Here is a 13,766-nt window from a genome sequence, read left to right as displayed (position 1 = left end):
CACCGTCAGCTCTCGCCGTCGCCACCGGCCTCCAGCCAGCGGTGCACCAGTACCGCGGGTTCTTCGGCAGCACAGGCCAGGGCCGTGGCCAGCAGCATCCGGCCCTGCCAGGGGCTGAGGTCCCCGCCGAAGAGTGCTCCGGCGGCTTGCAGATCCGCTCCGCCGCCATGGCCGTAGAGCGGTGCCACAGGGCCCGCGGGAACCCGGGAGCAGACCAGCACCGGCATACCACGGGCCACCACGTCCCGCACGGCATCGACCACGGCGGGAGTGGCGTTGCCCGCTCCGAACGCCGCGAGCACCAGTCCCCGCGCCCCGGCCGCCACCGCGGCGTGCAGCAACGCGGCGTCGGCACCGACGTAGAGCGGCACGACGTCGACCCGCGGCAGGACCAGCTCGCCCGGGCGGACGGGCAACGTCGGTGGCGGTGACGGCGGAGTCAGCGACCGGACCCGGTCCTCGGCCACGCGCAGGGCCGGGCCCCGCCCGGGAGCGGTGAAGGCATGCGCGCCCAGGGTGTCGGCCTTGGCGACGCCGCGCGCGGGATAGGCGTACCCGTCGAAACCGACCAGCACCCCGCGGTCGCGGGCGTGCGGATCGGCCGCCAGTCTCAGCGCGTCGGCAAGGTTGGCAGGCCCGTCCGGGGCGGGATCGTCATCAGGGCGCTGCGCTCCGGTGAACACGACCGGCCGCGGATCGGCGTGCAGCAGACCCGCCAGAAAGGCGACCTCCTCCATGGTGTCGGTGCCGTGGGTGACCACGACACCGTCGATGCCCTCCTCCAGCGCCGCGGCCAGGTTGCGCAGCAGCGCTTCCAGATCGGTCGACTGCAGGGCGAAGCTGCCGGTGGTCACCGCGTCGACGGGCTCGACCTCGACACGATCGGGCACCCGTACCCGGGCCAGCAGCTCGGCCCCGGTGGCCGCGGCCACCCGCCCGGCGGCGCCGGAGCGGCTGGCGATCGTTCCTCCGGTGGCCAGCAACCGGATCCTGCCCATCGCAGACCTCCCTCGGATGCAGCGGGCAACCGTCCCGAGGATGCGTGCCCGGCAGGCCCGCCCGCATGTGCGGCACACGGTCGCAGCGAGCACACGACCGCGTGAGCCTCGGAACCGTCAGGGATTCCTGCCGAGGAAGGCGATCAGGTGCTCCTCCGGACCGGCCTGCGGCGGCACGTCCACGGGCGCGGCGAAACGTGCGGGGCGGTCGGTGTCGGTGACGAACAGCGGTACGAGTTCGAGCAGCTCCTCGGCCAGCGGCGGCGGTATCGGCCGATGCTCTGCGCAGGTCCGGGAGATGTCCCACCCGTGGACGGCGATCTCGACGGCTCCGGTACTCGTCAGAATGCTGGTCGCCAACGGCGAGCCCGCGATGGAGATCTCCTCGTCGCTGTCGGCACGAGCTCCGGCCCCGAGCAGCAGGTGAGCACGAGTGCGCACCGTGGTGACGAGGTCGGTGGCCGGAGCACCGCCCGCGCCACCCGCACCCAGGTCGACATGCCCGGTGTCGAGTCCCTCGTGCAGCGCCGTCAGGGACTCGTCGAGATGCGCCAGCAGCGTGCGCAGGTCCCACTCCCGGCAGGGCGTGGGATACGGCAGCATTTCCTGCGTGATGAGCCGGAGACTGCCCAGGGTGTAGCCAACTGCTCGTTCGAGCAGCCCGACACCGCCGATCAGCGGTGCCGTCGCGGATTCGCGAGACATCGTGGTGCCCGCGTCAGTGCGCCGGCCGCAGCGGCCGGTCGGGGGCGGTTTCCGGCAAGCCGAACGTGGCGAACAGGCGGTGGTCGAAGAACGCGGCGACATGGGCCACGCCCGCGGCGGTCAGCGTGAGCACCTGCAGGTGAAACGGCCGATACACCCCGTCGTCGCCGCGCATGTACACCCCGAAGGCGGGCTGGCCGTTGGCCTCGGTGGCCACCAGTCGCATATCACCCGGCCCGGCGGGGCATTGCGTGTCGATGAGGCGACCGATGTTCTCCGGTGTGCGGTACCAGCCCGTGAACGGCGGCATCTCCCAGACGGCATCGGAGGTGAACAGCTCCACGATGGCGCTGACGTCCTTGTCCTCGAAAGCCGCGACGTAGCGGTCGAGCAGAGCACGCTGCTCCGAGCCGGCCGGTTCGACGACCTCCTCGGGTTTCGGCGCGGCCTGTTCGAGCTGGGCCCGGGCGCGCTGCAGGATGCTGTTGACGGCGGGGGTCGAGGTGTCCAATGCTTCGGCGACCTCGGCGGCCCGCCACTGCAGCACGTCGCGCAGGATCAGCACGGCACGCTGCCGGGGCGGTAGGTGCTGCATGGCGGCGATCAGGGCCAGCCGCATGCTCTCGCGCGAGGTCACGATCGCGGCGGGGTCGGTGCGCTCGTCATCGACCATGCCGTCGGGGATGGGCTCCAGCCACGGCGTCTCCGGCTGCTGCACCAGGTCGTCGGCGGCGTCGGAACCGGGCCCGCCGAGGCCGGTGGGCAGTGGACGCCGCCCGCGGCTTTCCAGCGCGGTCAGGCAAGTGCGGGTCGCGATCCGGTAGAGCCAGGTGCGCAGGGAGGATCGTCCCTCGAAGCGGTCGTAGGAGCGCCACGCGCGCAGGTAGGTCTCCTGCACCAGGTCTTCGGCGTCGTGCACCGAGCCGAGCATGCGGTAGCAGTGCGCGAGCAACTCGCGCCGATACGGGTCGGCCATTCGCAGGAAATCCCCGTCGACCGGGCTGCCCGTGCTGACCGGCTTGTCGGTGCCGGCCGGCTTGCTGACCGTGGCCATGCTCCTCACCCCTCCCACCCGAAAAACCAACTGTAGGTCATCGAGGCGCCCGCGTGGACCGCCTCGCCGATATCGACAACGTCGGCGGTGAAAACTCATCGCGCCCGAGACGACGAATGTGCCACCGGCAGCGCAGGGCGGCCGCACCACGCCTCGGCGACCATGAGAACCACCGTCGCGGGAGCCGGATTCACCCGGGTGGGCAGTACTGTGCCGCTGCCTCGCTTTCCGGGCGGCAGGGCGAGAAGAGGCGTGGAAAACTCCCGCACCGGCGAGAAATGCACGAGCGCTCGAGAATGTGGAGGCCACCATGGAGCAGGACCCGAACCGCCCGCTGCGCGACGAGGACATGGAAACCGTGGGCGCAGGCGGAATCGCCGCCCGCACCAAGGACGCCGACACGCAGGACGCCGACCAGTCCGACGACGCCGACACGCAGGACGCCGACGGCACCGATCAGTCCGACGACGCCGACACCCAGGACTCCGACAGCGACTCGCGGGACTCGTGACGGCACCGGACGTGGACACCGAATCCCTGCGGCGCTGCGTCGGTGACCCCGACCGTTTCGCCGAGCAGGTGTGGGGCAGACGGGTCATGGTGCACGGCCCGACGCCGGACGGATTCGAGGACCTGCTCGGCCTCGACGACGTCGACCGGCTGCTGTCGGGATACGGCTTGCGCACCCCGGCTTTCCGGCTCGTGCGGGAAGGCCGGGTCCTTCCGTCCTCGGAGTACACGCAGTCGGCCCGGATCGGCAACGCGCCGATGAGCGGCATCGCCGATCCGGCCCGGGTGTTCAGCGCCGTGGAACAGGGAGCGACCCTCGTGCTGCAGGGGCTGCAGCGCTACTGGCCGCCCCTGACCCGCTTCTGCCGGTCGCTGGAGCTCGCCCTCGGCCACTCGTGCCAGGTCAACGCCTATCTCACTCCACCGGGTTCGCAGGGCTTCCATCCGCACAGCGACACCCACGACGTGTTCGTGCTGCAGGCGTTCGGGCGCAAGACCTGGCAGATCTGGCCGGCCCCGGCCGAGCACGGCGGGAGCGGCAACACGGGGGAAGGCCCCGACGAGGACGGCACCGCCGACGAGCACGCGGCCGACAACGTCGAGCTGGTGCCGGGAACCGCCGTCTACCTGCCGACCGGCACTCGGCACGCCGCGCGAACGCAGCACACCCTGTCCGGGCACCTCACGGTCGGCATCCACCCGACGCGGTGGCGGCAGGTGCTGGAACGGGCACTCACCCAGCTCCTCGACGACCCGGCGCTGGAGGCCCCACTACCGGTGGGGTTCCACCGCGACACCGAAGCGCTGGCCACACAGCTCGGCGAACGGCTCGAGGAACTGGGCACGCGGCTGGAGAAGCTGGACGCCCGCGACGTCACCGACGATCTCGCCGACCGCTTCCTCACCGGCCGCCCCTCGTTGCTGCACGGTGGGCTGGTCGACCGCATGCGCCTGGCCACGCTGGACGACGACACCCGGCTGCGCCGGCGCCCGGGTGCGGTGTGCGAGATCCGCTCCGGCGGCACCGATCCGGTGCGGGTGTTGCTCGGCGACCGGGAGTTGCGCGTGCCCGGCTGGGTCGAACCGGCGATGCGCGAGATCGCCGCCGGGAGCACTCTCACCGCCCGCGATCTCGCGTCGCACCTGGATCCTGCCAGCCGTCTCGTTCTCCTGCGGCGGCTCGTCCGAGAGGGGTTGCTCGAGGTCACGGATGGGTGAAGCGCGGGCACGCTGCCAGACGCGCAGCCGCTCCCTGCACGAACCGTTGCACGGCACCGCCTCCACGGTCCGCGGCTGGGTGCTGCTCGAAGAACCAGGGCCGTGGGGGGTGGACGCGCTGCGCGACAGCCGACTCGATGCGGACGTGTCGACGAGGTTGCACGAGATCTGCCGCAGACTGCGGCTGCGCGTGGTACTCATCCGGCGGGTACGGCGCCAGGGCCAGGGTTCCGGGCAACGGCACTGCTTCCTCGCCCGCACCGGCCTCGGTGAAGGCTGGGTGGAGCAGGCCGTGCTCGACGGTCCCGCCGACGTCTTCGACCTCGACCTGGAGGGGCTGGCCCGCGGGGATCGCCCCGGGCTGCAGCCCGTGCCGGACCCGCTGTACTTCGTCTGCACCCACGGACGGCACGATCCCTGCTGCGCCGAGCAGGGCCGACCCGTGGCCGAAGCGCTCAGCAAGCACTTTCCGGAACAGACCTGGGAGGTCTCGCACATCGGCGGGGATCGGTTCGCGGGCAACCTCCTCGCGTTGCCGCACGGGTTCTACTTCGGGCGGGTTCCTTCCGACGATGCCGTCCCGCTCGCCGAGGCCTATGCGCGAGGCGAGCTCGACACCAGGTATTTACGGGGGCGCACTGCCTACGGTTTCGCCACGCAGGCCGCCGAGTGCCTGTTGCGGCAGGAGACCGAGATCTGCGGTGTCGACGAGTTGCCGCTGATCTCCTCCCGTCGGGAGGGCGACGAGGTCGAGGCGACGTTCACCGCCCCGGACGGGGGTCACTACCGGGTGCGCCTGCGCTCGGTTCCCTCTCACCCCGAACGCAGGCTGACCTGCCACGCCGACCAGCCGTCCGTCCCGTCCGAGCATCGACTCGTGGAGCTGCACCACGAGCGGGGGTGAGCAGAGCGCAGACGGGCCCGGGTAGCGACCCCGGTCCGCGCACCCCTTTCATTCCGGCGGCATGTCCTCGGGCAGGTGCCGGGTCGACGACGGCGGCACCTGCCGGGTTTCCTCCGGCGTCTCGGGCCCGTCTTCCCGGGTGTCCTCCGGGCTGATCCGGTCCCCGGCTCCCTCGTCGTAGCCCTCGTCCTCCGCCTCGTCCGAAGCGGGCTGCCGGACTGTGCCGGGCTCGACCGGTTCCCCGGTGGACTCCCGGTCCACACCGGGCGAGCGTTCCCGATCCGTCACGGTGGGTCACCTCGCTTCCTGCCTGTCCGTCCTTTTTCCACACACCGCCGATCCCCGGAAGGCTGGTGCTCCGTCACCGGGCATCGAAGCGGCGGCAGCCTCACAGCGGCCGTTTCGGCTCCTTCGTCGTCTGCCCGCCCGTGTTCTCGTCCTCGGGAACCGCCTCGTCCTCGGACATGCCGGGGGACTCGGCGTTCTCCTCGGCGTAGGTGGACCGAGTGTGCTCCTCGGCGAAGTCGGGCTCGTCCTCGACCGGGAATCGTTGCTTGCGATCGCGCTCGCTCATCATGACCTCCCCGCTCGGCGCGCACCGTGCTCTGCGGAAGGCATCCACCCGCGGGTTCCGGGGCTGCTCACTGCTTCAACTCCCGCCACAACCGGTCGGCATCGTTGGTGAAGGGAGCATCGCGCGCGGCCGCACTTTCGGCGTCCTGGCGCAGTGCCTGCACTTCGCCCTGTGCCAGGTGCGGATCGTTGACCCCTTCGGCACGCAGCCACTCCAGCAGCTCGCTCCAGCCCTGCCACCGGCGGTCCCGCAGGACGTACTCGACCGCAGCACTGTCGTAATCGCCCCGAGCGCTCGCGGAAGGACGGGCGGAAGGACGGTTCGCTCCCGGGCTGCTCATTCGATCCATCCCCTCGACAACGGCCCCGCGGTCACCGCACGCTGTCGGCATCCCCCGCCGTGTCCCGGCACCGGCATGCCGCTCGACCGCGCGTGCGGAACTTTTCCCATCACGCCGGGATGCCTACCCGCCGATCCCCGCCCCCAAACGCCTCACCAGCTCAAACACCCGTCCAGCGGCGAGGCATCGATGCGCGCGCTCCCGACGGGTGGCACCACTGAATACCGGCGCCTTGCTGCGGGTATGGACGAGAGGCCACCGAAAGTCAGGAGGAACGCATGCCCGTTCGAGAGATGATGGACAGCTACCCGGCCACGATCAACCTGGATCGGGGTCTGCTCGCCGACGCGGTGCAGGCAACGCTGCAATGTGCCCAGACCTGCACCGCTTGTGCGGACGCGTGCCTGAGCGAGCAGTCGGTGGACCAGTTGCGCAAGTGTGTGCGCAGCAACCTCGACTGCGCCGACATCTGCGACACGACCGCCCGTGTGCTGTCCCGCCACACCGGCTACGACGCCAACATCACCCGCGCGCAGCTGCAGGCATGCATCCAGGCCTGCACCAGTTGCGGCAGCGAGTGCCACCAGCACGCGAGCATGCACGAGCACTGCCGGATCTGCGCCGAGGAGTGCCGGCGCTGCGCCGACACCTGCCAGACCCTGCTGCACGCCATCGGCTGATTTCGATCCCGGCCGGGCACCGGAACGTCGACTCGGTTCCGGACGCTGCGCAGCAGCGTCCGGACAGCAGCACAGCCGGCGACCCGGCACTGCCGCCGGCAGGCGTCCCGCCCCGAAAAGAACACGACCGCACATCGAATGCTGTCACTGCCCGCACGCTCACGGGAGACTGTGGATGATCGACCGCATCGCCGAGGTATGGGGTACTCGGACCCCGTACGAGCAGGATCAGCGCTGGCCCGTCCGTGTCGACCAGAAGCTGGCCGAGGGGGTGGGTGACGACGATGTCGACCGGTGGGTGCAGTCGGCCTGCGTGCTGTGCAGCAACGGGTGCGGTTGCGATATCGCGGTCAAGGACGGGCGGATGGTCGGTGTGCGGGGACGTGCCACCGACATCGTCAACCACGGTCGCCTGGGGCCGAAGGGCCTGTTCGGCAGCTGGCAAGGTGTCGACAACAAGGACCGATTGACCCGGCCCCTGGTGCGGGAGAACGGCCGCCTGGTCGCCACCGACTGGGATACCGCGATGCAGCGCGTGGTGGACAACAGCCGGCGACTGCTGCAGGAGAAAGGACCGTTGTCGCACGGGTTCTACACCAGCGGGCAGCTGTTCTTGGAGGAGTACTACACGCTGTCGGTTGTGGGCAAAGCCGGCATCCGGACACCGCACATGGACGGCAACACACGCTTGTGCACGGCGACGGCTGCCGCGTCGATGAAGGAAAGCTTCGGCTCCGACGGGCAGCCGGGAAGCTACGTCGACATCGACGAATGCGACGCGATTTTTCTCTATGGCCACAACATGGCCGAGACTCAGACAGTGCTGTGGATGCGGGTACTGGACCGACTCGCCGGTCAGAACCCGCCGAAAGTGGTGTGCGTCGATCCGCGCGAGACCGAGGTCGCCCGCCACGCCGACGTGCACCTTCCCGTCCGCAACGGCACCAACCAGGCGTTGATGAACGGGCTGGTCCGCGAAGTGATCGTCAACGGCTGGATGGACGAGGACTACGTCGCCGCGCACACTCTGCACTTCGACGAGCTGCGCGACGTGGTCGAGCCGTGGACGCCGGAACGGGTGGCCGAGGTGTGCGGTGTCGACGCCGACGACGTGCGTCGGACCGCCGAGATCTTCGGCACCACCGAAAGGGTGCTGTCCACCGTCCTGCAGGGTTTCTATCAGTCCCATCAGGCCACCGCGGCCTCGTGCAACGTCAACAATCTGCATCTGCTGCGCGGTCTGCTCGGCCGTCCCGGTTGCGGCATTCTGCAGATGAACGGGCAGCCCACCGCACAGAACACCCGGGAGACCGGCGCGGACGGAGACCTGCCGGGGTTCCGCAATTGGGGCAATACCGACCATGTCGCCGAACTGGCCCGGGTGTGGAACGTCGACCCGCTCGACATTCCCAGTTGGGCCCCGCCCACCCATGCGATGCAGATCTTCCGCTACGCCGAGCAGGGCTCGATCAATTTTCTGTGGGTTCAGGCGACCAACCCCGCCGTGTCCCTGCCGGAGCTGGCCCGCATCCGCGAGCTTTTGCACCGCGAGGAATTGTTCCTCGTCGTCCAGGACCTCTATCTCACCGAGACCGCGCAGCTGGCGGACGTGGTCCTGCCCGCCGCTGCGTGGGGCGAGAAAACCGGAACGTTCACCAATGTCAACCGCACGGTGCACTTGAGCGACAAGGCCGTCGAACCGCCCGGCGAGGCGCGCAGCGACCTGGACATCTTCCTCGACTACGCCCACCGCATGGACTTCCGCGACCGGGACGGCAATCCGCTCGTTCCCTGGTCCGACCCCGAAGGAGCGTTCCATGCCTGGCGGGAGTGCACCCGCGGTCGGCCGTGTGATTACACGGGACTGAGTTACGAACGGTTCCGCGGAGGTAGTGGCATCCCGTGGCCCTGCAATGACGAGCATCCCGACGGGACCGTGCGTCTCTACGAGGACGGTGTCTTCCCCACCGATCCGGACTACTGCGAAACCTACGGTCACGACCTCGTGACCGGGGCAGTCGTGGGTGAACAGGCCTACCGCGCCATGAACCCGGCCGGGCGGGCACTGCTCAAGGCAGCGCCCTACCAACCGCCGCACGAGGAACCCGACGAGGACTACCCACTGCGCTACACCAGCGGCCGCACCGTGTACCACTGGCATACCCGCACCAAAACCGGCCGTGCCGAGCCGCTGGACCGAGCCGCACCGCAAGCGTGGGTGGAACTGGCCGAGGAAGACGCCGAGCGGCTGGGTGTCATCGAAGGCGACATCGTCCGCGTCGCCTCGCGCCGCGGGGAGATCGTCGTCGCCGCGCGGATCGGCCGAGGCCGGCAGGGTGTGGTCTTCGCGCCCTTCCACTACGGCTACTGGGACACCGATGGTGTCGGCCCCGGCGAGCACCCGCGCAGCGCGAACGAGTTGACGATCACCGAATGGGATCCGGTGTCCAAGCAGCCGGTCTACAAGGTCGCCGCCGTTCGTGTCGACAAAGTCGCCACCGGTGACGGTCCGGCTCCGGCCCCCACCACGGCGGCCTCGCGCCCGGCTCGGCCGGGCACGGTGCGACCCACCGTCGGTGGCAGCGAGGCCATGGCCGACGAGCGCATCGCCCCCGTCGAACCGCCCGCCGTCGCCACGCGGGAGGAGCATCCATGAAGCTGCCCGTCTACCTGGGGTTACTGCGCGAAGCCGAACGTGTCCTCGCCGAGTCTTTCCGGCAGGTTGCCGACGGGCACGCCGCGGAACCCGACGTTCACTTCCTGTCCCACACACTGGCTCAGCAGTGCCTGGCGCACTACGAAGCACTGGACCCGATCGTGCAGCGCTATGGCGAAGCTCGTCAGGAAGACGAACCGGAGCGTCTGCACGCCGAAGGGCTCGGCCGGATCCGCAGCGGACCCGTGGGACTGCTGCGTGACCTCCAGGACGTCTACATGCTCGCCTCCGTCGTGGAGATCACCTGGAAGCTGGTCGGACAAGCAGCCGAGGCACTGCGGGACCGTGAACTGCTCGAACTCGTCGCCCGCTGCCACAAGGAGACGAGCACGCATCTGGACTGGTTGAAAACTCGCATGGAACAGACCGCTCCACAGGCCCTCATCGCGGCGCAGTGATCGGAAGGGCCCTCTTCGAGCGACACGTCATCCGCTCTCGACGGAGCCACCCGCCCCGACCCGCCCTCGATCGATCAAGAATCCGACTACCCTGGACACGACCGAGCAGCATCTCGCAGGACTGAGGAGGGCCTGGTCCATGCAGACCGCCACCCTGGGCAGGACGGGACTGCAGGTGTCACGCATCGCGTTCGGCACCTGGCAGCTCGGCGGCGAATGGGGCGTGTTCGACGAGGACGCCGCGATCGGTGCCATCCGCCATGCCCGCGACCTCGGTGTGAACTTCTTCGACACCGCCCAGGCCTACGGGTTCGGCCGCTCCGAGGGCGTCCTCGGCAGAGCACTGGCCGACGAGCTCAAACGCGACCGGGATGCACTGGTCATCGCCACCAAGGGCGGCGTCAATCCCGGCGCCGAGCGTTCCCGGGATGCGAGCCGGGACTTCCTGCGCTCGGGTGTGGAGCAGAGCCTGCGCGCCCTCGGCATCGACCACATCGATCTCTACCAGGTGCACTGGCCGGACGAGCAGACCCCGGCCGAGGAGACCGCGGAAGCCCTGCAGGAGCTCGTCGACGAGGGCAAGATCCGCCATGTCGGCGTGTCCAACTACGACGTCGCCCACATGACCGAGTTCGAGCACACCCGGCCGGTCGAGACCCTGCAGCCGCCGTATCATCTGTTCCGACGCGGCATCGAGCAGGAGGTGCTGCCCTACACGCGGCAGCACAACATCGGTGTTCTCGTCTACAGTCCGCTGGCCAGCGGGCTGCTGACCGGGACGATGAACGCCGAAACCACGTTCGCCGAAGACGACTGGCGGGCCCACTCGTCGGCGTTCCGGGGCGAGACGTTGCGCCGCAACCTCGCGGTGGTCGAGCAGCTGTCCGAGTTCGCCGCCCTGCGGGGCATCACCGTGGGCCAGCTCGCGATCGCCTGGACGCTGGCCCAGCCCGGCGTGCACGCGGCCATCGTGGGCGCGCGCAGCAGCCGCAACATCGAGGACAGCCTCACCGCCGCCGATGTGCGGCTCTCGGACGACGACCTCGCCGAGATCGAGCGGATCACCGCCGAGGGCGTCTCCATCGAGGGAGCCACCCCCGAAGGCGTCGTCTGAACCCGGACACCCCGGACACGACGTGGCGGCTCTCCCCTGCCGGGTGGTGAGAGCCGCCGCGCCCGCTGCTCAGCCGCTGTTCTGCTGCTTTCCGATCCAGTCGGCGGACACGTGGCCCAGACGCATCCGCTGCGGGTGGTCACCCACCGGCACGCGGGCGACCTCCTCGCCGGTGGCGTAGGAGATGGCCGAGATCCGGTCGCTGCCGCTCCAGGACACGAAGCAGTAGCGCCCGTCGCTGCTCTCGGTGGCCCAGTACGGCTTCTTGCCGCCCCGGACGAGTTCCTGGTGCCGGAAGGTCTTCGGCGAGACGATCGTGGCGTAGTCCGACATCGTGCCCGCCACGCACAGCTTCGACCCTTGGGGATTCATCGCGATGCCGTGGTGGGCGGAGTCGAGGAGATACTGTTCGCGAGGTGTGTCCTCGACATGGTCGGCGATCGGCAGCTTGGCCACCCGGGTCACTTTCTCCTGCCGCAGGTCGTATTCGACGAAGCCGTGGAAGAACGACACCTGGAAGTAGACGTAGCGCCCATCGGGGGAGAACGTCATCGGCCGGATGGCCCCGCTCAGGTCGGGATAGCCGGCCTCGTCGAGCTTGGTGCCCATGTCGACGCGCTCGAGGATCTCGTGGGTGTCGGCGTCGACGACCTGGAAGTAGCGCTTGCCCTTGGTGGAGTCCAGGGCCGGTCGGTCCAGCGGGGTGTAGACGTAGCCGATGCTGGCGTGGAAGATCTTCTCGCCGTCGGGTGAGTAGACGTTCTCGTGGGGCGAGTCGCCCGAGGGGAACCTGCCGACCTCCTTGCCGGTGTCGATGTCGAGGATGTGCACGACGTTGCCGGTCGAGGCGGACACGGCCACGTGCTGTCCGTCGGGAGAGAGCGCCATGTGGTCGGAGCGCTGACCGTCGACGCGGAAGCGCCAGACGAGTTCGCCGGTGGCGATGTCGATGGCGACCACGTCGGCCAGGCTCGGCCGGGACACGATCAGCAGCCGGCCGTCGGGGCTGGTGTACATGTCGTCGACGTACTGGTCGTGGCCCTCACCGATCAGCGCCCGGATACCGAGGTAGTAACCCAGGCGGACGGGATCGGTGTGAATCTCGCGCATCCGCTCGTCGAGGTCCGGGACGACGTTGATCCGTCCGAGGTGCCGAAACTGCCCGTCCTGGGAGATCACGTCCACGGTGCCGTCCCAGTTGTTGCCGACGAACAGCACCTCGCGCAGGTCCCTGCCCTCGTGAGCACCGTCGGCGACCGATGTCGGCGCCGGCGACACCGCGGAAGCCCCGGCCAGCATCACCGCGGCGATGGCGGTGACGATTCTCGTTCTCGTCCTCGACGGCCTTCCACTCCGCCACCTCATATCCGTCCTCGCTTTCCGGGGCACTCTCGTTACCGGCGAGTAAGTTGATCTGCTTAGCATGCTGCAGCACACCGCGCTGCCGCAACGGTGATTTCCGAAAAAGCAGAGAGCACTGTGGCGCGGCACAACCGGGCGCGGGCCATCCCGATGCGCATTGCCGTGCTGGATCGCCACGGTGGCCACATGGCGGTGGCGCTTGCGGATCACCGGATCGTGGTATGTCGCCCCCTCCGGGTGAGGAGCTAGCATCAAAGGTCCCTATCAGACGAAAATCGCTGGTAAGGGATGTCTCCCCGCGCGGCCGCCAAGCACAGCGCGGGGAGGCTTTTCTCTTCGGCGCACTGTCCCCACCGGAGGAACGCCCCGGGACGTCTCGTGTGGACTCCCGCGCACGGTCGCGGACCGGGTCGAGAGCCACCGAGTGCTGCTTCAGAAGTGCCGTCCGAGTTGGGCGAACGGGCTGACGGTGTGGAACTTCGCGTGTCCGTCGGGCAGATCGCGGCTTTCCAACGACCACGTCATCGGATGCGGCACCAGGACCGCGCCGAGCCCGGCCTCCAGTGCGGGCCAGATGTCCGAGCGCGGCGAGTTTCCGATCATCCAGGTGTCGGCGGCAGCCAGGCCGCGCCGAGCGAGGAAGTCCCGGTAGACCGGGGTCTCCTTCTCCCGGACGATCGTGATGTCGGTGAAGAACCCGGCCAGGCCCGAGGCCTCGATCTTGCCGGTCTGCTCGGTGTGATCTCCCTTGGTGAGCAGGAAAAGCCGATGCCGTTGGGACAGCGCGCGCAGCGTGTCGACAACCCCGTCGATGAGCTCCACCTCTTGGGCGCGGATCGGTGCGCACGCGACCCGGAGCACCTGGCGGTCGGTCTCGCCGAGCAGACCTCGGAACTCGGTTGCGCACTCGCCGAGACTGCGCTCGAAGACGTCGACGCCGTAGCCGTACCGATGGCTGTTGACCTTCTCGATCTCGTCCAGCCGGGCCCGGACCTGTTCGCGGGGCAAGCTTGATCCCGCGACGTGGTCGAGGAACAGCTCGACGGCGCGTTCGAACAGGACGTTGTTCTCCCACAGGGTGTCGTCGGCGTCGAAGACGAGGTTGTGCGGCAATGCTTGCGTCCTTCCTGTGAGGGGATGCTCCGCCCCCGGCGCCGCCGTCGCCGGGGAGAGGCCGTGGACACCTTGCGGGG

15 protein-coding genes are annotated in these 13,766 nt (G+C 69.3%); 7 read left to right on the top strand and 8 right to left on the bottom strand.

All coding sequences use genetic code 11. The features are described from left to right. Positions 1-5: 5 nt before the first annotated feature. The 3 genes from DFQ14_RS04585 to DFQ14_RS04575 all read right to left on the bottom strand — a co-directional run bounded on the left by DFQ14_RS04585 (position 6) and on the right by DFQ14_RS04575 (position 2,757). On the bottom strand, positions 6-998 hold the full coding sequence (locus DFQ14_RS04585) for an asparaginase domain-containing protein (RefSeq protein WP_114451796.1): 993 nt from the start codon (positions 996-998) through the stop codon (positions 6-8). A gap of 117 nt (positions 999-1,115) precedes the next feature. Beyond that, positions 1,116-1,703 (bottom strand): TIGR03086 family metal-binding protein, encoded by a 588-nt coding sequence (locus DFQ14_RS04580; RefSeq protein WP_114451795.1) that lies wholly within the window; start codon positions 1,701-1,703, stop codon positions 1,116-1,118. 13 nt (positions 1,704-1,716) lie between these two features. Beyond that, positions 1,717-2,757 carry a sigma-70 family RNA polymerase sigma factor gene (locus DFQ14_RS04575; protein ID WP_114451794.1) on the bottom strand — a complete coding sequence of 347 codons (1,041 nt, stop codon included), beginning with the start codon at positions 2,755-2,757 and terminating at the stop codon, positions 1,717-1,719. A 310-nt stretch (positions 2,758-3,067) separates the two neighbouring features. Here DFQ14_RS04575 and DFQ14_RS04570 point away from each other — a divergent pair, with 310 nt between their 5' ends. The 3 genes from DFQ14_RS04570 to DFQ14_RS04560 are packed head-to-tail and all read left to right on the top strand — an operon-like array spanning position 3,068 to position 5,389. Further along, the gene (locus DFQ14_RS04570; protein WP_114452120.1) at positions 3,068-3,268 is read left to right on the top strand and encodes a hypothetical protein; all 201 of its coding nucleotides are present in this window, start codon (positions 3,068-3,070) and stop codon (positions 3,266-3,268) included. After that, the gene (locus DFQ14_RS04565) at positions 3,265-4,485 is read left to right on the top strand and encodes a cupin domain-containing protein (protein WP_246195315.1); all 1,221 of its coding nucleotides are present in this window, start codon (positions 3,265-3,267) and stop codon (positions 4,483-4,485) included. The genes DFQ14_RS04570 and DFQ14_RS04565 overlap by 4 nt, the downstream gene beginning before the upstream one ends. Then, positions 4,478-5,389 carry a sucrase ferredoxin gene (locus DFQ14_RS04560; protein WP_114451793.1) on the top strand — a complete coding sequence of 304 codons (912 nt, stop codon included), beginning with the start codon at positions 4,478-4,480 and terminating at the stop codon, positions 5,387-5,389. Before DFQ14_RS04565 ends, DFQ14_RS04560 begins: the two co-directional genes overlap by 8 nt. A gap of 48 nt (positions 5,390-5,437) precedes the next feature. Here DFQ14_RS04560 and DFQ14_RS21995 read toward each other — a convergent pair whose 3' ends face one another. The 3 genes from DFQ14_RS21995 to DFQ14_RS04545 all read right to left on the bottom strand — a co-directional run bounded on the left by DFQ14_RS21995 (position 5,438) and on the right by DFQ14_RS04545 (position 6,303). Next, a complete protein-coding gene (locus DFQ14_RS21995; protein ID WP_170206297.1) occupies positions 5,438-5,677 on the bottom strand; it encodes a hypothetical protein in 240 nt (79 codons plus the stop codon). Between the two features lie 100 nt (positions 5,678-5,777). After that, positions 5,778-5,963, bottom strand: coding sequence for a hypothetical protein (locus DFQ14_RS04550; protein WP_114452118.1), 186 nt, complete (start codon positions 5,961-5,963; stop codon positions 5,778-5,780). Between the two features lie 67 nt (positions 5,964-6,030). Further along, positions 6,031-6,303 carry a hypothetical protein gene (locus tag DFQ14_RS04545; protein WP_114451791.1) on the bottom strand — a complete coding sequence of 91 codons (273 nt, stop codon included), beginning with the start codon at positions 6,301-6,303 and terminating at the stop codon, positions 6,031-6,033. Positions 6,304-6,581: 278 nt separating this feature from the next. Between DFQ14_RS04545 and DFQ14_RS04540 the strand changes: the two genes are divergently transcribed. The 4 genes from DFQ14_RS04540 (at position 6,582) to DFQ14_RS04525 (ending at position 11,211) form a co-directional block, all read left to right on the top strand. Then, complete coding sequence (locus tag DFQ14_RS04540) at positions 6,582-6,983, top strand: four-helix bundle copper-binding protein (protein ID WP_114451790.1); 402 nt, start codon at positions 6,582-6,584, stop codon at positions 6,981-6,983. 175 nt (positions 6,984-7,158) lie between these two features. Then, the gene (locus DFQ14_RS04535) at positions 7,159-9,639 is read left to right on the top strand and encodes a molybdopterin oxidoreductase family protein (RefSeq protein WP_114451789.1); all 2,481 of its coding nucleotides are present in this window, start codon (positions 7,159-7,161) and stop codon (positions 9,637-9,639) included. Continuing rightward, complete coding sequence (locus tag DFQ14_RS04530) at positions 9,636-10,097, top strand: hypothetical protein (protein ID WP_114451788.1); 462 nt, start codon at positions 9,636-9,638, stop codon at positions 10,095-10,097. Before DFQ14_RS04535 ends, DFQ14_RS04530 begins: the two co-directional genes overlap by 4 nt. Positions 10,098-10,236: 139 nt before the next feature. Next, on the top strand, positions 10,237-11,211 hold the full coding sequence (locus DFQ14_RS04525) for an aldo/keto reductase (RefSeq protein WP_114451787.1): 975 nt from the start codon (positions 10,237-10,239) through the stop codon (positions 11,209-11,211). Positions 11,212-11,280: 69 nt separating this feature from the next. Here DFQ14_RS04525 and DFQ14_RS04520 read toward each other — a convergent pair whose 3' ends face one another. Then, positions 11,281-12,576 carry a YncE family protein gene (locus DFQ14_RS04520; RefSeq protein WP_114451786.1) on the bottom strand — a complete coding sequence of 432 codons (1,296 nt, stop codon included), beginning with the start codon at positions 12,574-12,576 and terminating at the stop codon, positions 11,281-11,283. Between the two features lie 429 nt (positions 12,577-13,005). Beyond that, positions 13,006-13,686 (bottom strand): HAD family hydrolase, encoded by a 681-nt coding sequence (locus DFQ14_RS04515; RefSeq protein ID WP_114451785.1) that lies wholly within the window; start codon positions 13,684-13,686, stop codon positions 13,006-13,008. Between the last annotated feature and the right edge of the window lie 80 nt (positions 13,687-13,766).

It is taken from the genome of Halopolyspora algeriensis, from assembly GCF_003337235.1.
GTDB lineage: Bacteria > Actinomycetota > Actinomycetes > Mycobacteriales > Pseudonocardiaceae > Haloactinomyces > Haloactinomyces algeriensis.
Note: the sequence above shows the minus strand (reverse complement) of the source record. Positions and strands in the feature narration are given on the sequence as shown.